Source organism: Chitinophagaceae bacterium (genome assembly GCA_007695095.1).
Lineage (GTDB): Bacteria > Bacteroidota > Bacteroidia > Chitinophagales > REEL01 > REEL01.
Genome location: REEL01000127.1, coordinates 1 through 20320, shown reverse-complemented (window position 1 = coordinate 20320; position 20320 = coordinate 1). Strand labels below are relative to the sequence as shown.

Sequence of the window (20320 nt, the reverse complement as noted above, 5' to 3'; positions counted from 1 at the left end):
AAAACCGACTTCTCCAAATGCATAATAATTCAAATAAAATTTTTCACTCACTGCCTTATCCGGCCATCTTATTAAAGAAACAAAAAGAAAAATTTGTAGTTATTGATATCAATAAATCTTTTGCAGATACTTTTAGTCTGGAGTTAAAAGATGTATATAATAAGGATTTTATTGAGGTAGTTGTAAATACGGCATGTTTTGGAAAGGATTTTGACGCATCCGACGTCTTTACAGAGCTTAATGAAAGTTTTAAATCTAATCAATCAATAACATCCGATATAAGAGAATATTCAATAGTAAGAGATCAAGCAGCTAACAGGGATATTTATTATATTAATTCTGTAACAATCCCACTAATTGAAACCGATGAAAAGCGCGAATACCTCATGCATTCTTTGCCTGATTTATCTGAAAGGGGATTTAAATCGACGGCAGAGGCAAACTTTATGTTTGAAAGTGGCTTAGAGAGTTTGTTTTTGATTAACAAAAACCTCAATGTAGTATCAACAAACAAAAGAGATTCAGAACAATTTAAACTCTTATTTTCCGGGCAGGTAAAAAGAGGCGATTCAATATTAGATTTAACGCCAAAGGAAAGGTTAACGGATTTAAAAAAAATATTTGAAAAAGTATTTTCCGGCCGGCCAGTAGAAGAGAATATAACCGTTAAATCTCCCGATGGCTCTGAAAGGTATTTGTATTTAAAGTATACTCCGGCAAAAAACAATGCAGGTAATATTATAGGAGCGGTAGTATCTATAAATGATCTTACTCATTTTTATTCTCAGGAGTTTGATTTAATGCAGTCAAAAATTAAAACTGAATCGATTATTAATTCGGTAAATGGCATTTTCTGGGAAGCTAAAGCAGATGATTTCACCTTTAGTTATGTAAGTCCACAGTTAAAAGATATTTTAGGTTATACTCAGGAAGAATGGTATAGTAGTAAAACCTTTTGGCTGGACCATATACACCCCGAAGATAAGTCCTATGCTTTGGAATATTGTATGGCTCAGGTAAAAAAAGGCTTAGACCATAAGTTTGAATACCGAATGATAAGTAAAGCCGGAAAGGTAGTTTGGTTGGAGGATATTGTCAGTGTTGTTAGTGAAAATGGGACACCCACTATTATCAGGGGAGTGATGATTGATATTACCAATCAAAAAAAGATTGAAAAAGAAAATAAAGACTTAGTTATCAAGCTTAACGAGCGGGTTAAGGAACAAGCTTGCTTGTATAAAATATCACAATTAAACAGCTCTAAATTATCAGAGAAAAAGCTTTTAGAAAAAGCGTTAAAAATTTTGCCGGAAGGCTTTCAAAACCCTGCGATGACTGAGGTGTTTATTCAATATGGGAATGAACATTTTAAATCAGAGAATTTTAAACATGCAAAGAGTAATCTTACAAAAGAGGGAAAAACCATTAATGGGGTTGAATTAGTGGTATCAATTTCTCAAACTAAAGGCAAAAAACAAAATGCTTCATTTATAGAAGAAGAAGAAGAATTAATGACTGAGGCAATCATTAAAAACCTGATTTTGCAACTGAATCAAAAAATTACACTTAATCAGGTAGAAAAAACGAATAGTCAATTAAAGAATATAATGGATCAGTCACTCGATGTGATTTGCACCATTGATGGGGACGGTATATTTGTCTCTGTAAGTGCTGCCACTTTAGCTATATGGGGTTATGAGCCTGAAGAATTAATCGGAAAAAATTATATGGATTTTATAGATCAGGCTGATATTGATAAAACAAAAATTGTAGCTGAAAAGGTTACGGCCGGCAATGATGTCACTAATTTTGAAAACATTTATATAAGAAAAGATGGTAAGCGGATACCCATGATATGGTCTGCAAAATGGCATAAAAAAGATAAATTAATGTACTGTGTTGCCAGAGACGGTACGGAGAAGAAAAAAGCTGAATTAGCACTAACGGAAAGAAATAAATTTATAGAAACTACAATTCATAACTTGCCTATTGGTATCTCTGTAAACAATATAAAAGACGGCAAAGCTACTTTCATGAATAAAAACTTCTGTAAAATATATGGTTGGCCGGAAGAGGAACTGTCAGATGTAAATACTTTTTTTGAAAAAGTGTACCCCGATAAAGCAGAAAGGAATAAAATTAAAAAAAGAATTTTAGATGATATTAAGAGCAGGGATCTGGAGCGAATGAACTGGGAAGGTGTAACTATTACAACTAAGGAAGGAAAGAAGAAAATTATTACGGCTAAAAACATACCTCTTTATGAGCAAAACCTTATGATTTCAACTGTTTTGGACATTACTAACCAAAAAAAGGCTGAAGAAGAATTGAGAAAAAGTGAATCCCGCTTTAGAGGAGTGATAGATTCTCAGACAAATTATATACTCAGAACGGATTTAGAAGGTAATTATACCTTTTACAACGATAAGTTTAAAGAAGATTTTGGATGGGTACATAATAATGAAAATTTGCTAGGTATAAATTGCATGGAATCTATTTTGCCATACCATCATGAAAGAGTAGCAGAAACTGTTCAAAAGTGTTTTGAAACACCTAATAAAGTATTTCAGGTAGATATTGATAAACCTGCAAAAGATGGTGGTGTCAAAACAACACTTTGGGACTTTGTTTGCTTTACAGATTCAAAAAACAACCCCATTGAAATGCAATGTGCCGGAATTGATATCACAGCGAGAAAAACAGCTGAGGATGCTTTATTACAGAAAAGCAGGCAATTGATAAACCTGAACAAGTCTTTAAACGAACAAGCTCTTGAACTGGAAAATGCCAATAAAGAACTGGAGCAATTCGTCTATGTTGCCTCTCATGATTTGCAGGAGCCATTAAGAATGGTTACCAGTTTTTTAACTAAAATCGAAGATAAGTATAACGATAAATTAGATGAAAAAGGCCGTCGGTATATACATTTTGCCGTAAGCGGAGCCAAAAATATGCGTAAGCTGATTTTAGATTTATTGGAATACTCCAGAACAGGCCGAATTGCTGAAGAACCACAAAAAGTAGATTTGAATGAAATAGTCGAAAATGTTTTAAAGATTTATGCGGACTCTATAGAAGCAAAGAATATTAAAATTACAAAAGATACCTTACCGGTGATTAGCGCCTCAAAAACATCTATATATCAATTGTTTAAAAATTTGATTGGGAATGCAATAAATTATTCCGCTAACAATCGAACACCTGAAATTAAAATTACAGTTTCAGAATCAAAAGATGAATGGTTATTTTCTGTAAGAGACAATGGAATAGGTATAGATCCTGAGTTTCATGAAAAAATATTTGATTTATTTCAACGATTACATGGTTCAGATGAATATTCAGGTTCAGGTTTGGGTCTTGCAATTTGTAAAAAAATTGTTGAATTTTATGGAGGTAACATAAAAGTGGATTCAAAAGAGGGGGAAGGCGCAAACTTTACGTTTTCCATAAATAAGAGATTTGCCGGCAATTCACTTACTTGAAAGGATAACTTTATTTATATGTATTTTAATGTGAAATTATGAGTAGAGCTGTAAAACTTTTATTTATAGAATCCAATGAGGGTGGGGTCATCAATAAAAGTGGATCATTTAAAAACAGTGCCTTCATTAATATATCTGAAGTAATAACAAACGAAAGGGATGCAATGGATTTTATTAAAGGGAATCCGCCTTATGAAGCAAGAGAAATTCCGGAGTTAATCGTTTTAGATAGCTTTACTTCTGATTTTAAAGGGCTTGAAATTTTGAAACAATTAAAATCAAATCAGCAGCTAAGGCATATCCCGGTAATTGTTCTTTCGAATTCAACTGATCAGAAAGATATAGATTTGGCTTATTTCAACTATGCCAGTTGCTTTATCTCTAAACCTAAATCGCCAAAGGATTATGCTGATGTGATTAAAAAAATTGAGTTGTTTTGGTCGAGAACTGCTAAATTACCCTATTAAATTTTTACTAAAACTATATTTAAATAAAGTTCAATGATTTCAAGCTTTCGAAACTCTAAAATACTTGTAATTGAAGACAATAAAGGTGATTTTGTTCTTATTAAAGATTACCTGGAAGAAGAAATGATGTCATCTGAAATCATTCATGTCTCAACTCTAAAAAGTGCAAAATTGCAATTGACTTCCGGTGAAATTAGTTTTGACGTAATTCTTTTAGATTTATCGCTACCTGATGCCAAAGGAGAGGACTTGGTCATTGAAATAGTTGAATTAGCCGGAATAGCTCCGGTAATAGTTTTAACCGGATTTGAAGATAAAAGTTTTGGAATAAAAACGCTTTCACTTGGTGCTTCTGACTACCTTTTAAAAGATGAGCTAAATGCATCTTATTTAAAAAAGACAATTTTATACAGTATAGAAAGGCTAAAAACAAGTAATCAGCTTAGAAGTTCAGAAGAAAACTATAGAAATTTGTTTCATCTTAGTCCTTTGCCTATGTGGGTTTGCAGTTTGGCAGGAGCAGAAATATTAAGTGTAAATAATGCGGCTATTCAGCACTATGGTTATTCAAAAAAAGAATTTTTAGAAAAATCACTAGCAGATATTGAAGCGGACAATAAATCTAAGCCGGATGAAATAAAAAAACATAATTATGATAAGCAATTAATAGGTCAATATGACGATGTCCAAAGGCATGTCAAGAAAAATGGCGATATAATTTATGTAGAAATAAAAAACAGTAGAATTAAGTTTGATGGAAAACAAGCAAGTTTGATTTTAGCAACAGATATCACTGCTAAATTGATAGCAGAAAGAAATCTTCAAAAAAGTGAAGAAAAGCTGCGTCAGTTAAATATTGAATTAGAAGAGCGGGTTAATAAAAGAACGCATGAACTCACAGAAGCCAATCAACAACTGGAAGCATTTACCTACTCAGTTTCACACGATTTACAAGCGCCAGCAAGGAATATTTTCAGTTTTGCCCAATTATTACAAATGGAAAGCAAAGATACTTTGTCTGAAAAAGGCAAAATCTACCTTTTCAATATTATGAAGAGCACCGAAAAAATGCAGGATATTGTTAAAAACTTGTTGAATTTTTTCAAAATTGGAAAGACTCTGGTTAAGAAAAATCTAGTTAACACCAATTTAATTGTAAATGGAATTTGCAGTGAATACAGATATAACGGGTCTAAAGAAGTACAATTTAAAATCGATAAGCTCCCCGCTGTTTACGGTGATGAATTTATGTTGACACAAGTATTTGTGAATTTAATTTCAAATGCGGTAAAGTATTCTTCAAAAAAAGATAAACCAATAATTTGTATTCAAACTGAAACAAAAAATGAGGAAATCGTATTTAGGGTGAATGATAACGGAACAGGTTTTGATATGAAGTTTGTAAATAAGTTGTTTAATCTTTTCCAACGACTCCATGTTCAGAGCGAATATGATGGCACAGGGGTGGGCTTGGCCATAGTAAAGTTGATAGTAGAGAAGCACAATGGGAAAGTTTGGGCAGAAGGAAAGCCAAATATAGGAGCAACTTTTTATTTCTCCATTCCAAACCATGAATAAATCTATTTTTAGCATGAACGCCTGATTAAAAATATTTTTTAACTTTGGTATGCAAAATAGATTTAGCCGTTTAAGGTTATTATTAATGTACAACAAAAAGTAGATGGCAGTAAAGAAAACTTCTTTGGAAAACGGAATATTAAAGAATAAGCTTCTGCAGTTTTCTTATGACAGGCTGATGAATCCGGTCGAAAAAAAAGTACTTTTAAAAAGGCGCAGAGCTTTGCTATGCGACCTGAAAGGTAGAGTTTTACAAATTGGGGTTGGTAATGGAGCAAATCTTATACATTATAATGATGAAGTAACCTTAAGTATTTGTGAGCCTTCTGAGGAATTGTTAAAAAAAGCAAAGCAAAAATCTGAGACTAAAGATGTTCAGGCACAAATTGATTTTTTCTCTCAGGAAGTTAGTCAATTAATAAAAGAAAAAGCCATACCGGATGCTTCATTTGATGCTGTTGTTTCAACTTTTGTATTGTTTGCTTTACCATCTTCTGAAGAAATCCTCTCGAATATAAATATGTGGCTGAAGCCCGGTGGCAGATTAATAATTCTGGAGCATACTCAAGCAGAAAGTAAAAATTTAAAATGGATGGAAAGTTTACTGAATCCTGTTTGGAGGCAGTTAGCACCCGGCCAACATATCGATAACCCGGCAGAAAACCCAATTTTAAAATCCGGTTTTGAATTACAGGAAGAAGAGTATTTTAGTTTTATTTTTCCTTTTTACAAAGGTGTATTTATCAAAAAATAAATAGTTAAGCTAAGGAAAACTGTTTTCAATATTCAGAAAAACATTCAGCTTATCTTAAGATAGTCAATGGGCCGTTTACAATCTGATTGATATCGTTAACTCTAAGTATAAAGTAATAAGTTCCGTCAGGCAATTCTAAGCCATTATATGTCCCTTCCCAGTTATTAAGGTATGGTTTTGACCTGTATACCTCATCTCCCCAACGATTTAAGATTATCACTTCGTTATCAGGAAATAAATGTAAATTTCTGATATTCCAGTAGTCGTTTATTCCATCATCATTTGGTGTGATGGCATTGGGAATAAAGATTATGTCAGTGACGTCGATAAACTCGTCAATAATTGCCAATACTGAATCGGTAGAACGACACCCATACATATCTTCAATTGTTGCATAGAATACGGTTGACTGATTAATATTTTCAGCAGTGGCTTCAAAGCAGGAAGGACAATCTATTGAACTTGAAGGAGTCCAGTCAACAATTCCGTTTCCGTTTGCAAATAAGTGCACATCTGAGCCCGGATAAATCGTAGTATCACCCCAGGTTTCAATTAAAGGATTATCATAAACATTTGCAATAACAGGAGTAGAATAGGCAATACATTTTGAGTCTATACCAACAACCCAAAGAGAGTCGCCATCTGATAAACCTCCAACATTAAAAAAATCATCAGTTCCTATATGAACCAATTCACCATTTACATAAAATTCATAGACAGGGTATCCGGATTCGGTAGATAACTCAACAGTGTCCCCGTCACAAATGATATCATCCAGATTTGTCAATAACTCAGGACTTGCATTTCCCAGAGCAAAGGGGAAGTCTCCAAAGTTATTCCATGCATTAATTTGCACGCTACTATAAGCCGGAGCAGGACTAAACGCAAAATTAGCTGTTGTGGTTTTGTTCCAAACCGGTTGATCTCTCCATTGCAAAATATCTGAATAGTTCCCATCTATGGAAGGGATGAAATACTTGCGTATATCTACAGGGCTATTACCGTCTGTTTGATAAATTCTATGATAAAAATTGGGGTTAACTTCACAAACATCAGGTGCGCGTAGTTCAATATCAAAACCTTCATCTGATGGCAGTACATTTGCCATTCTCAATCTGAAATTATTAAAATTGCTATCGTTTGGTCTTATTTCAACAGGTCTCTTTTTTACCGAAGGCTGAGATGCTCCTAAAGGGAAAAAGTAAATGCTGTCCCTATCCATATATCGACTTAATCCCCCCGAATCAACGGCACTTACAAAACCGGCATCCGATTTAACAGCATTAGTCATAAAATTAGTAACTGTAACAACATATTGCTGTACATTTAATTCTCGGTCCGTTAAATCCAGCATCCCGTCAACCTGAACATTTAAATCTGCGAACTTAACACCGGTTCCTGTGCATTGCAGGTCGTAAAAATGTGTTACATCATTACCCCGGATTGTTTGCGTATCATCATAAAGAACAACTATTCCTTCTCCTATTCCTGAAAAACCGGTATTCCCGGCATTGTTTATCCAGTCTCCCCATAAATATATAGTATCATGATTTTGGAAGTAACCATTGTCTTCCAACTGAATGTCGCCATGTACTGATATAAAAGCACCACCCTGAATAGATATAGCTGTGTTCCAATTGCTTAAGGCAGGTTGTGCTAAAGCGACCTGAGAGCAAACAACATTTGCAAAAAGCATTATGTTTAGAAGGAAAAACCTCTTGATATATATTGTAAAAAATGACATTAATTTATAAAAGTAATTTTTGTGAAAATACGCAATAAGAGAATAATTTTTTAAACTTTTTCTCAAAATAATATTAAATATCCTAACTTTACATCTTATCTTGAAAAAGAAAATTATCTTTTCAGACAAACTTTTGATTAAAGTAAATTAAATTATTACATGGGCAAAATATACTCATTTAAAGTTTTGAATAAATTTTCTGCATTTTTATTCATTATTCTTTTTTCAGTTATCAGTACCAATAGTTTTGGTCAGCAGGTAGGAGTTAATATTTTGATTCCTGATTCCTCTGCTATTTTACATGTTGAGTCAGATAATAAAGGCTTTTTACCACCCAGATTATCAACTACCCAGAGAGACAATATTGTTAATCCGGCTGATGGTTTGATAATTTACAATACAACGGATAGTGTTATACAAGTCTATAACGGAGTCTGCTGGTTGAATTCTTATCAGCAAAACTGTGATGACTGTTATTTCAATTTATCTCTTACTGACACAGCCGGCTCCATTGATCAAACAATAGCTGATTCCGTTCAAACAGAGCTGAATGTTAATCAGGTTGCCGGAAGTCAGCAATTGGCAGCAGTATCTATTTCAGGAAACATTCCTCCGGGAGTAACATATATAGTAGACCCTAATCCTTTACAGTCGAATGGTTCTGCAACAATAACATTTTTTGCTACACCATTTACACCGGGAGGGACTTATCCAATTATAATTGAAGTTTTATGTGGGCCTTCTATAAATACGATTATATACACTCTTACGATTGAGCCTTGTTTTGATGTTACTGTTTTCAATAACGTAAATAATTATAATTTGGCGAATGCCTTTTTTCAACAATATCCAAATGTTTCACCATCGGATCCGGTATGTATAAATTTGAATATACAGCAGGGAGTTACGGTTGGAAGTACAACTACCTCTGCTCCGGCATTGAACTATGGTAATCTTGCAGCCGGTTCAGTAGTGGCTTTGGTTAATAACGGACAAATTATAGGAAAAGGTGGCGACGGTGGAACGGCAACAGCCCCTGTAGCCAGCCCACCTCAAACAGGAGAAGGTTTTAGTGGTGGAGATGCCGTTAATATGACTGCAAACACTATTTTACAAAACAACGGGTATATTTTTGGCGGAGGTGGTGGAGGAAATTCTATGGCATTTAGTATAGGCCTTCCTTTAGGTCCGATTTTCTTCGGTGCTATTATAGGTTCCGGTGGGGGAGGAGGTGCCGGTATCGGTGCCGGTGGCAATATACCTACTTTGGTTGGTTTTCAATTTTATTCTCCGGGTATAGATGGAACCGGTGGAATTTTTGGTGTACCCGGTTCCGGGGGAATTCTTAATTTCCCAATTAATATTCAGCAAGGACCGGTTAGTATAACGATTAACCCCAATGCAATTGGAGGAAATGGAGGTAATTACGGTGCTCCGGGAACAGAAGGCGTTTTTCAGGTTTCTTTATCAGCTTCAGCAGTAATCAATATACCATTTGTAGGACCTGTAACAGTACCTATTGTATCTAATGTAAATATTCCTATTCCGGTACCAATTCCTCCCGCAGGTGATGGTGGATTTGCAATCAAACGAAATGGAAATCCTTTGAATATTCCGGATAATGACTATAATACTTCCTTTATTAAAGGTACAGTTGGCAACTAATAAAAAATATTTTATGAAAAAATCAATCTTAACTTTTTGGTGTGTTTTAATGGCTTCGGTTCAATTGTTTGCTTTTGAAGGAGTTATAAAACTTAAGATGGAGAATAAAGAATTAAATGAAATTGCAACTGTTGAATGGTACATTAAAGGTGGCTCTCATGCCATGTATTTCAATAGCCAAATGGAAGATGGTGCCTATGCATACAAAATGATTATTAAAGAGGGTAAAAGCGAAATGATAATGGTCTCAGAAGTAGAGGGAGAAACCAATATTACAAGAATACCTTTAAGCGCTCTTAATGCAGAGCATGGTGGGTGGGCGCTGGCTGAAATTTCAAAAACCGGAAAAACTTTAGAAATGGCCGGAAAAGAAGCACAAAATTATAGAATTAAATCTTCCGAAGCTATTGCAAACTGTTGGATTGCTGATATTGAGGAGTTAAAAGATATCAATTTACCTGTGGTTTTTTCTTCAGGAGGCTTATTAATGTTACTTGAAAATAACAACATAAGTGGCTTTCCTATGAAACTTGAAGTTTATGATGCCAATGCACAAAGATTATACTATCAGGAAATTACTTCAATAGAAAATAAAGAGGTTTCTGTTTCTAAATTTGCAACCCCCCGCTAAAGCCCTTGTTTTATATTGCTTCATGAGCTTGCAGGTTTATTTTTGCAATCCGGCAGCGCTACTTTTATAAAATTGTAAACTGCTCATTAATAGCAGTGTATTATTACTTTTCTTACTACCTTTGTAAATAGTTTGATTTTAATAATATAACCTATGAAAGCAAAGTTTTTAATTTATTTTCTCTTTATCTTTCTCAGCGGATTATATTCTAAGGCGCAATATTTGGATGGGGTTTTGTATCTTAAAGTTGCAGAACATCAAAATGAAAATTTAGATACTTCAGAAGCATTTATAAGTAATGCTTTTAATCTTTTATTAGTTGATACTTTTTATCAACCTTTCGAAGCTTCATCAGAAAGTAATTTGAGAAGTATTTACCGGGTTTTTTATTCCAATAATTTAGAAATAGTAAATGCTTTAAATCTACTGAATCAGTCAACTGTTTTAGATTATGCCGAGCGGGCCGTTGATTATCAGATAAATTTTAAAGTCGTACCGAATGATTTAGATGAAGCGCAGTGGAATTTGTTTAAAGTTAATGCACCACTGGCCTGGCAAATATCTACCGGCTCACCGGATATTACTATTGCCATAGTAGATAATGGAGTTTTATTAAGTCATGAGGATTTATTATCCAACATTTGGATAAACCCGGGAGAGTCTTCCTCTCCCAATGGGGTTGACAATGATTTCAATGGATATACAGATGACATAAACGGCTATGATGTTTCTGATAATAACCCTAATCCGAATCCCCCACCGGGGAGTATAGACACTTCGTCATGGGTTCACGGGACGCATGTAGCCGGCATTGCATCTGCAGTTACAAATAATAATACAGGGATAGCTTCTTTAGGTTATTCAAGCAGCATTATAGCTGTAAAGTGTGCTCCTGATGAGTCATTTGGTAAAAGTCTCCCAAATGCTTATGACGGGGTTTTTTATGCTATGCAGGCCGGAGCGGATATTATTAATATGTCTTTTGGTTCAGAAAATGGATCATTAACTTCTGCAGCTTTGATAAATGCTGCCTATAATTCAGGAGCATTGTTAATTGCAGCCGCAGGAAATGACAATACGAATCAGGCTTTTTATCCGGCAGCTTATCCTAACGTCATAGCTGTAGGCGCAACTGATCAAAATGATATGAAAGCTTCATTTTCTAATTACGGAGCTTTTGTAGATGTAATGGCTCCCGGAGTTGGAATCTATTCAAGCCTACTGGAAGGAGGTAATAGCTATGGGTTTTTAAGTGGAACATCTATGGCCGCTCCACATGTTGCTGCATTAGCTGCTTTGGTAATGGATGCCAGACCGGATTTTACTCGTGAGCAAGTCAAAAATGCAATACTAAACGGTACTGACAATATTGAATTGCTTAATCCCACATATTTAGGTCAGTTAGGAAGTGGTAGAATTAATGCATTTAAAACACTTTCAAATATAAGTTCAGTAAATGAGTTATTAAGCAGTCAGAAAATTAAAGTTTATCCTAATCCATTTGTATCAGATGTATTTGTTGAAATGGATGATTTTATTCACGATAAAATTGAAGTGAAATTATTTGATTTGAAAGGAAGTCTGATAGTTAATAAAATCAAAAGAGGAAAAGGAGAATTAATACAACTAGCAGTTCCTGAAAATATTTCTCCGGGAATTTATCTTTTAGAGGTGATTACGGAGAATAAGCATTTTAGAAATAAGATTATAAAAAGTAAAGTTTTTTGAACTTTATGTTATTTCTAACGTATTTAGTTTTGTTTACAAAAGTAGCCATGAAAGGCTCCGTTTAAGTCGAAGTGTTATTTATGAAAAAAGTCGATATATTAGCCTTTGGTGCTCATCCTGATGATGTTGAATTAAGCTGTGGAGGAAGTATTGCACTTCATGTTAAAGCCGGAAAAAAGGTAGCAATTGTAGATTTTACTTCCGGAGAGTTAGGTACAAGAGGAACTCCTGAATTGCGAATAAAGGAAGCTGAAAAAGCCGGAAAAATTCTTGGAATAAGTGAAAGGGAAAATCTGAATTTTCAAGATGGCTTTTTTGAACATAACAAATCAAACTTAATCGAGATTGTAAAGAGAATTAGACATTACAAACCGGACTTAGTTCTGGCCTGCGCTGAAGAAGATCGGCATCCGGATCATGCAAGAGCTTCAAACATGATTAAAAAAGCTTGTTTTTTAGCCGGTTTAGAAAAAATAAAAACAACTTATTTAGACATTCAACAGGAGGCCTGGAGGCCATCTAAAATATTGTTTTATATTCAAAGTCAATATTTAAAACCGCAAGTTTTAATTGATATCACAGATTTTTGGGAAGCAAAGATAAATTCTGTTTTAGCTTATGAATCACAATTTCATAATCCCAACTATAAGCAAGATGAACCGGAGACATTTATTTCTTCTCCGGCATTTTTAAGTTTTTTAGAATCAAGAGCTATACATTTTGGGCAAATGTTGGGCGTAAAGTATGCTGAGGGCTTTACTTCAAACACAGAAATTGGAATTAAAAATTTTTACGATTTAATTTTTAATAATCGTTAGTATTTTTCTACTATTTGTAGTTAAAATGTATTATATTTAGTATAACCTATGAGAAGAATTATTGCTTTTATTTTTTTACTGTTTATGTTTCATACAAGTTTGCTTGCGCAGCTTGATGCGGACTTTATTGCAGTAACGAATACGTCGGGTTGTGCTCCTTTGATAGTTCAATTTAGTGACCAAAGTACAGGGAATCCTGTAAGTTGGAGTTGGAATTTCGGAAACGGAAATACATCTACGAATCAGAACCCAAGTGCTGTTTATTCAAATCCCGGTACTTATAATGTAAGTTTGACGGTTTCTGACGGTACCGGGAGTAGTACTGAGGTTAAAAATGCTTTTATTACCGTAAATGCATTACCTACCCCGGCTTTTACTGCTTCTCCTACTACAGGTTGTGCACCTTTAACCGTTAGTTTTACAGACCAATCGGTAGCAAATTCCGGTACTATAAATTCCTGGACATGGGATTTTGGTGACGGGACAATTAGCACTCAGCAAAATCCAACGCATACTTATAACGCAGTTGGTAATTATACAGTAACTTTAGTTGTTCGAAATTCTTTTAATTGTAATTCAAGCATAGCTCAGTCAAATTTCATACAGGTAACTCCTTTTCCTCAGGCAAACTTTAGTATTGACAGTACATTTTTCTGTGAAGTTCCTGCTACAGTTAACTTTACAAATTTATCAACAGGTCCTTCTGCTACTTCTTATTTTTGGGATTTTGGAGATGGGAATACTTCTACTGATGAAAATCCGGTACACACATATACAACGCAAGGTACGTTTGATGTTACTTTGTTAGCTGATGACGGAAGTGGTTGTGTTGATACTATGTTCATGCCATCTGCTGTAACTACCCAGGATTACGCTATTGATTTTACAGCTGATGATACTTTAAATTGCATAGGAGATTCATTTCAGTTTACATCTCAGGCTTCCGGCTCTCCATCTGTATTTTTATGGAATTTTGGAAACGGGCAAACATCTGCGCAGGCTAACCCTACTATATCTTACAATGCAGAAGGTTTGTACGATGTTTCACTCAATGTAACCTATCCGGATGGTTGTACTCAAAGTTTAGAATATACTGAATTTGTTGAAGTGCTTGGCAATCCTCAGGCAGGTTTTACTGTGTCAGATTCCTTGGCTTGTGAGGCTCCTTTCACGGTTCAGTTTACCGATAATTCAGTAGATGCTGTGGATTGGTTATGGGATTTTGGGGACGGAAATACTTCTACTGATCAAAACCCTGTGCATACTTATTTAAATACAGGTACTTATAGTGTCTCCCTGACTGTTTCAAATATTGCCGGTTGCTCAAATAGTACTACAGAGTCAGGGTTAATTCAAATTGTTCCGCCTCAGGCAAGTTTTACCATAGATGTGAATTCAGGTTGTGCACCTCTGGAAGTAAATTTTAATAATACAAGCAGTTCTGCTTTTTTTCCTATTGCCGATTATAACTGGACTTTTGGGGATGGCTCTGTTTCTATCGACACTTCACCTGTGCACACTTATCTTGATACAGGATTTTATCAACCGACACTTACCATTGAAACAATAAATGGCTGTATTGCAACTTTTAACGGACCTCAAATTGCAGTTGGCGATACTCCGGTGGTAAATTTTGCAGCTTTACCTCTTGAAGGATGCTATCAGCAAAGTATTTCATTTTTTGACTCCTCTTCAATTGGAGTGAATAGCTGGTTTTGGGATTTTGGTGATGGAAACACTTCTACGGAACAGTTTCCGTCAAATATTTATGAGGATATTGGAGTGTTTGATATAACTCTCATTGCCTCTTTCAATGGATGTGCAGATACTTTAGTCTTTGCGGATTATATAACAATATCCCCGCCAATACCGGAATTTGATTATACTGTTTCATGTGACTCATTCAGGTTGTTTAACTTCATAGATGAATCTGATGGAGCAAATCAATGGTTGTGGAATTTTGGAGATGGGAATACTTCAACAGAACAAAACCCTCAGCACTTTTATGTAAATAATGGTTCTTATACTGTTAACTTAATTGTTTGGGACACAATTAGCGGATGTCAGCAGAATATTTCACAAACGGTTCAGGCAACAGTTCCTACGGCTTCACTAACATCAAATGTCACATCAGGTTGTTATCCTTTAACAGTAAACTTTACAAATACTTCTCAATTTAGAAATCAAACCAGCTGGTATATACCTTCCGGGACATTTCACTCAGGGGCTACCAATAGTACTTCATATACTTTTACGCAACCGGGTAATTATGATGTGACTATGATTAATTGTGATGTGAATGGATGTTGCGACACATTGGTTTTACCTAATTATATACAGGTTTATGGAACTCAGCCGAATTTTACGGCAAATCCTACAATTGGCTGCCCTCCGTTAACAACAAATTTTAACAATACAACTGTGGCTCCAAATTCAACTGTTGCAAGCTGGTCATGGAATTTTGGTGATGGTAATACCTCAACAGCAGAAACTCCAACGCACACTTATCAAAATCCAGGAGTTTATACTGTTGTTTTAACCGTAACAGATACTTTTGGATGTACTAACTCGAGAACCAGAAATAATTACATTAGGGTTACAAAACCCAGACCATCATTTACTTTGGCAGATTCTATTTATTGTTTGGGTCAGGACATTCAATTTACAAATACATCCCAAACTACTAATAATGCAACTTATTCTTGGGATTTTGGAGATGGAAATACCTCTACTGCGCAAAATCCTGTTCATAGTTATAATTCATATGGTAGCTTTGATGTTACCCTTACAGTTGTAGATAATAATGGTTGTGATAGTACAATAACTATAAATAATGCAGTTTTAATTGAGGATCCGGTTGTAGATTTTGTTTCAGATACTGCATTTGCAACCTGTCCTCCTTTGCTGGTAAATTTTATAGATAGTTCATCTTATGCCTTACCGGCTGTCGGCTGGCAATGGGATTTTGGAAACAATTCTTCCTCAACTAATCAGAATTCCTCAATTATATACTCAGTGCCCGGAAGTTATGATGTAACACTGATTACTACTTTTTCAAATGGATGTGTGGATAGTATTACAAAACCACAGTTTATAGAGATTTTAGGGCCTACAGCAGATATTGATTTTAATCCAAACTTTGGTTGCCCACCTCTGGATGTATTTTTTGAGGCAAATTCTCAAAATGCAGTGGATATTATATGGGATTTTGGAGATGGAAATGTTGAGTTTGCCGGAGATACTATAACACATACATATTGGAATACAGGAACTTTTACACCCTTAGTAATTCTAACGGATAGCTCAGGTTGTGTATTTGTTGAAGTGGCTTCTGCACCTATACAAATAGATACACCTTTTGCCGGCTTCTACTCAGATGTGAATTTTGTTTGTGCGCCAGCTCAAGTAAGCTTTTTCGATACATCGGCTTCAGTAATCCCTGTTGAAAGTTATTTGTGGGATTTTGGGGATGGAAATACAGATACTGTTCAAAATCCACAACATTGGTACGATACATCAGGAACCTTTACTGTATCCTTAACAATAACAAATATTTTTGGGTGTAGCAATGTCATTTTAAAGGATATTGTCATTTTTCCCCAACCGGAAGCTGCATTTACTGTAAGTGATACAATCGTATGTGATCCGGCATTACTAAGTTTTCAAAACTTATCCTCAGCTGATACAAGTATTTCTGTTAATCTATGGAACTTTGGAGATAATACTATTTCAATTCTTGAAAACCCACAACATGCTTATGCAACAGAAGGTTTCTATAATGTTTCCCTTATAGTGACCGATGATTTAGGTTGTTCAGATACAGCTACTCAGGAAATTATTATTTATCCTGAACCGGACGGTTTGATATCAGGTGATACAGCCATTTGTTTTGGAGATACTGTCAACTTGTTTGCTCAATCAGGTGATTCATTATATATATGGACACCTAACACCGGAATAAGTAATCCTTCAATTTTTAATCCGGACTTTTTCCCCGATACTACTACTCAATACTTTTTGGAAGTTATTAATAGTTTCGGTTGTTCAAAAATTGATTCTCTGACTCTGCAGGTAAATCCCTTACCTTCTCTTCAACTTACGCAAGATACAGCTATTTGCTTTGGAGATACTGTTCAGTTAAATGCTGTAGGTGGTATTTCTTTTGATTGGTCTCCGCCGAGCGGATTAAGTAATCCCGGGATTGAAAATCCTTTGGCTTTCCCTAATGAAACAACTACTTATTTTGTAGTAAATACAGATACCAATAACTGTGAGAACAGGGATTCTGTTATTGTAACTGTAAACAGAGTAATTGCTTCTTTTGAAGAACCGATAGCTTGTTTGGGAGATACTGTATTTTTTATGGATGAATCCGTTAGTCTGAATGGAACGGTTAATTCCTGGTTGTGGGATTTTGATGACAATTCTCCAAATCAGACAGATCAAAACCCTATACATTTTTTCAATGTAGCAGGCACCTATAATGTGAGTTTAACTGTAACGGATACTGATAACTGCACACATGATACTATCGTCCCGGTTAATGCTAGCCCTCTGCCGGCAGCTGACTTTACTCTGCCTGTTACCATTTGTCAGAATAACGAAGCTGAATTTTTTGAGAATGCAAGTGGTCCGGTAGCTATTGTTGATTGGTTATGGGATTTTGGTGATGGAAGCTCTGTAATTTCTGATCCTAATCCGACTTTTACCTATACAGATAATGGAAATTTTACAATTAGTTTAGTTGTAATCGACCTAAACGGATGTCGTGACACTATTACTGAAACAGTATTTGTAAATCCTCAGCCGGAACCCATTTTTACAACTTCTAATGTTTGTGACGGTGTGTCTGTTGAATTTGAGAATTTTAGTGCAGCTGTAGTTCCAATAGTAGATTATGACTGGAGTTTTGGAGATAACAATACTTCCGGGGATTTTGAACCGGTCCATTTATATTCAGGCTTTGGAACGTATACTGTAAACTTGATGGTAACCGACAGCATGGGTTGTGTGGCATCATTTGAGGATGATGTTACTGTCTATGAATTGCCTACGGCAGGAATCTTATTAGAAGATGTTTGTTTAGGGGATTTCGCCTTATTGGCAGACAATTCAATTGAGGGAGATGGTCAGATTCAAAATTACATTTGGAACACGGGCGATGGGAGTAATTCATTTTCTGATATTAATCCGACTTACTTCTATGCAGATTCCGGTTTTTATAACGTGAATTTAATAGTTATAGATGAGTTTGGATGTTCTGATACAACTACTTCTATCCAAAGAGTTGATATCCCGGCTACTGCATTTGCTTTTCCTGATACCCTTATTTGCGAGGGTGATGAAGTGCAGTTGTTTGGTGGTAATGGAGATTCAATATTTTGGGAGCCGGCAGAGTATTTAGATAATCCTGAATCAGCTACACCAATTGCCAATCCTCCCTTTTCAACAGTCTTTACTCTTTTTACAACCAATGGAGTCTGCCCTTATGAAACGGCTACTGTCAATGTAGAGGTTAAACCTTTACCTTTTGTTGAGACTATTGAAGACAGAGAAATTCTATGGGGTACTCAGGTTGAGTTAAATACAGTTACGGATCCGGATGTGGTTTCAATAAGCTGGAGTCCTGCAGATAGTCTTTCGTGTATTGATTGTCTTTCACCATTTGCTAATCCTGAGACAACAACTACCTATACTATAGAGGTAACGGATGGTTTGGGCTGTATAAATTCCGATCAGGTAACTTTAGATGTTATTGTTCGCTGTGATGAAGATTTGGTGTTTGTTCCTAATACATTTACTCCTGATGGAGATGGGGTTAATGACATTTTATATGCAAGATTATTTGGTGTCAAAGAAATTCGTTATTTTAGAGTATATAATCGTTGGGGTGAGCTTCTATTTGAAACCAATGATCATAACGTAGGATGGAGAGGAACAGACAGGCAAGGCAGGAAACTAAATTCAGGAGTTTACGTATATAGTGTAGAAGCCGTTTGTTATAACGGTCAGACGTTTGTTAAGAAAGGAAATGTTACACTCTTAAAGTGATAAATCAACCATTATAACCATAAAAAGTTAGTTTATATGAAAATATTTACCCGCATTGCTGTCATTTTTACGATAGTATTTTTTATTACAAGTGAATTAAAGTCCCAGGATATTCATTTTTCTCAGTTTAATGCAGCACCGCTATATTTAAACCCTGCATTGACAGGTGTTAATAGTTGTGATTACAGATTTGCCGCTAACTTCAGAAATCAGTGGACAAATGTTGCGAATTACAGAACTTTAATGGCTTCTTATGACATGAATTTAGGGGGCACAGGTATGCCAAACAGTAATTTTGGCGGAGTTGGCGTGACTTTCTTTTCAGACAAAGCGGGAGATATAGATTTAGCAACTAATCAGGTAAATTTATATCTATCATACACTATGTCGCTTGATAACAGAGGTCGTTCTTTGCTTTCTACCGGAATTACCGGTGGTTATGGTCAAAGAAGTATAGACCCAACAAAAATAACTACAGATGCTATGTTCGGACCGGATGGATTTGATCCGAATGCCAATTCTATGGAAAGTATACCCAATGATCGGGTTCGCTACTGGGATATGGGTGTTGGAATGGTTTACAGCTATACTCCTAAAAAAGATCTCAATTATTTTGGAGGTCTCTCGTTCAGCCACTTGAATCAACCGAACATTTCTTTTTTAGATATCATTGATGAATCACAATACATTAAAATAACCGTTCATGGCGGAGGACATATTCCTTTATCTGACAGATTGTTTTTAGTACCCAGTTTCATTTATTTAAATCAGGGGCCAAGTTCACAATTGAATATTGGAAGTTTAGTAAGGATAAAGCGTAATCAGTTGCCATCAGATGATTTTTCTTTTTACGTAGGTGGATGGTATCGTTGGGGTGATGCAGCTATTCTTTCAACGCGTGTTGATTTTGGAGAATTTAATATTGGCTTAAGCTATGACTTAAACGTTTCTAAACTGGCAGCAGCAACCAAAGGTAATGGCGGTCCAGAATTGTCTTTCATTTATACCGGTTGCTTAAGCAACAGAAAAAATAATGTTGTTTTCTGTCCATTCTTATAAAAGAGCAAATACAGAAAAAATTAAAAAGGAAGATACAGGGCAATGTCTTTATCTTCCTTTTTTATATACAAGCTTGTGCTACCAGTTAGTTGATTGACTCTATGTTTTTTTCTAATTTCCAGTACTTTACAAAAGTACTGTAGGCAGGAGAGAGAAACATTTTCCATCATAATTTTTCAATTAAAAACCCTTTCTAATCCTTTTTTTTAGAAAAAAAGGATTAACAAAAAAATCGCGGCTGAATTCCTCCTTGACCCGCTGTGCTTTCACTTGCTAAAAATTTTAAAATCCTGACGTCGGACAGTAAAATTTTTCACGCAAGATTCAAGCAGCGGGTACCCCA

General features: G+C 35.3%; 11 protein-coding genes. 10 read left to right on the top strand and 1 reads right to left on the bottom strand.

Annotation, left to right across the window (positions count from 1 at the left end):
* Nucleotides 1–17 precede the first annotated feature (17 nt).
* The 4 genes from EA412_10130 (at nt 18) to EA412_10115 (ending at nt 6281) form a co-directional block, all read left to right on the top strand.
* The gene (locus tag EA412_10130; GenBank protein TVR77760.1) at nt 18–3482 is read left to right on the top strand and encodes a PAS domain S-box protein; all 3465 of its coding nucleotides are present in this window, start codon (nt 18–20) and stop codon (nt 3480–3482) included.
* 38 nt (nt 3483–3520) lie between these two features.
* Nucleotides 3521–3949 carry a response regulator gene (locus EA412_10125; GenBank protein ID TVR77759.1) on the top strand — a complete coding sequence of 143 codons (429 nt, stop codon included), beginning with the start codon at nt 3521–3523 and terminating at the stop codon, nt 3947–3949.
* A gap of 33 nt (nt 3950–3982) precedes the next feature.
* Nucleotides 3983–5527, top strand: coding sequence for a PAS domain S-box protein (locus EA412_10120; GenBank protein TVR77758.1), 1545 nt, complete (start codon nt 3983–3985; stop codon nt 5525–5527).
* A gap of 103 nt (nt 5528–5630) precedes the next feature.
* Nucleotides 5631–6281 (top strand): class I SAM-dependent methyltransferase, encoded by a 651-nt coding sequence (locus EA412_10115; GenBank protein ID TVR77757.1) that lies wholly within the window; start codon nt 5631–5633, stop codon nt 6279–6281.
* Nucleotides 6282–6330: 49 nt separating this feature from the next.
* Here the strand turns inward: EA412_10115 and EA412_10110 are convergent, their stop codons facing one another.
* A complete protein-coding gene (locus EA412_10110) occupies nt 6331–8025 on the bottom strand; it encodes a gliding motility-associated C-terminal domain-containing protein (protein TVR77756.1) in 1695 nt (564 codons plus the stop codon).
* 159 nt (nt 8026–8184) lie between these two features.
* Here EA412_10110 and EA412_10105 point away from each other — a divergent pair, with 159 nt between their 5' ends.
* The 6 genes from EA412_10105 (at nt 8185) to EA412_10080 (ending at nt 19977) form a co-directional block, all read left to right on the top strand.
* Nucleotides 8185–9690, top strand: coding sequence for a hypothetical protein (locus tag EA412_10105; GenBank protein TVR77755.1), 1506 nt, complete (start codon nt 8185–8187; stop codon nt 9688–9690).
* On the top strand, nt 9647–10321 hold the full coding sequence (locus EA412_10100) for a DUF4412 domain-containing protein (protein TVR77754.1): 675 nt from the start codon (nt 9647–9649) through the stop codon (nt 10319–10321). Before EA412_10105 ends, EA412_10100 begins: the two co-directional genes overlap by 44 nt.
* A 153-nt stretch (nt 10322–10474) precedes the next feature.
* Complete coding sequence (locus EA412_10095) at nt 10475–12049, top strand: T9SS C-terminal target domain-containing protein (protein TVR77753.1); 1575 nt, start codon at nt 10475–10477, stop codon at nt 12047–12049.
* An 80-nt stretch (nt 12050–12129) separates the two neighbouring features.
* Nucleotides 12130–12867 carry a bacillithiol biosynthesis deacetylase BshB1 gene (gene bshB1, locus EA412_10090; GenBank protein ID TVR77752.1) on the top strand — a complete coding sequence of 246 codons (738 nt, stop codon included), beginning with the start codon at nt 12130–12132 and terminating at the stop codon, nt 12865–12867.
* Between the two features lie 48 nt (nt 12868–12915).
* A complete protein-coding gene (locus EA412_10085; protein ID TVR77751.1) occupies nt 12916–18918 on the top strand; it encodes a PKD domain-containing protein in 6003 nt (2000 codons plus the stop codon).
* Nucleotides 18919–18954: 36 nt separating this feature from the next.
* Entirely contained in the window at nt 18955–19977 is a 1023-nt protein-coding gene (locus EA412_10080) for a type IX secretion system membrane protein PorP/SprF (protein ID TVR77750.1), read from the top strand.
* The last annotated feature ends 343 nt before the right edge of the window (nt 19978–20320 follow it).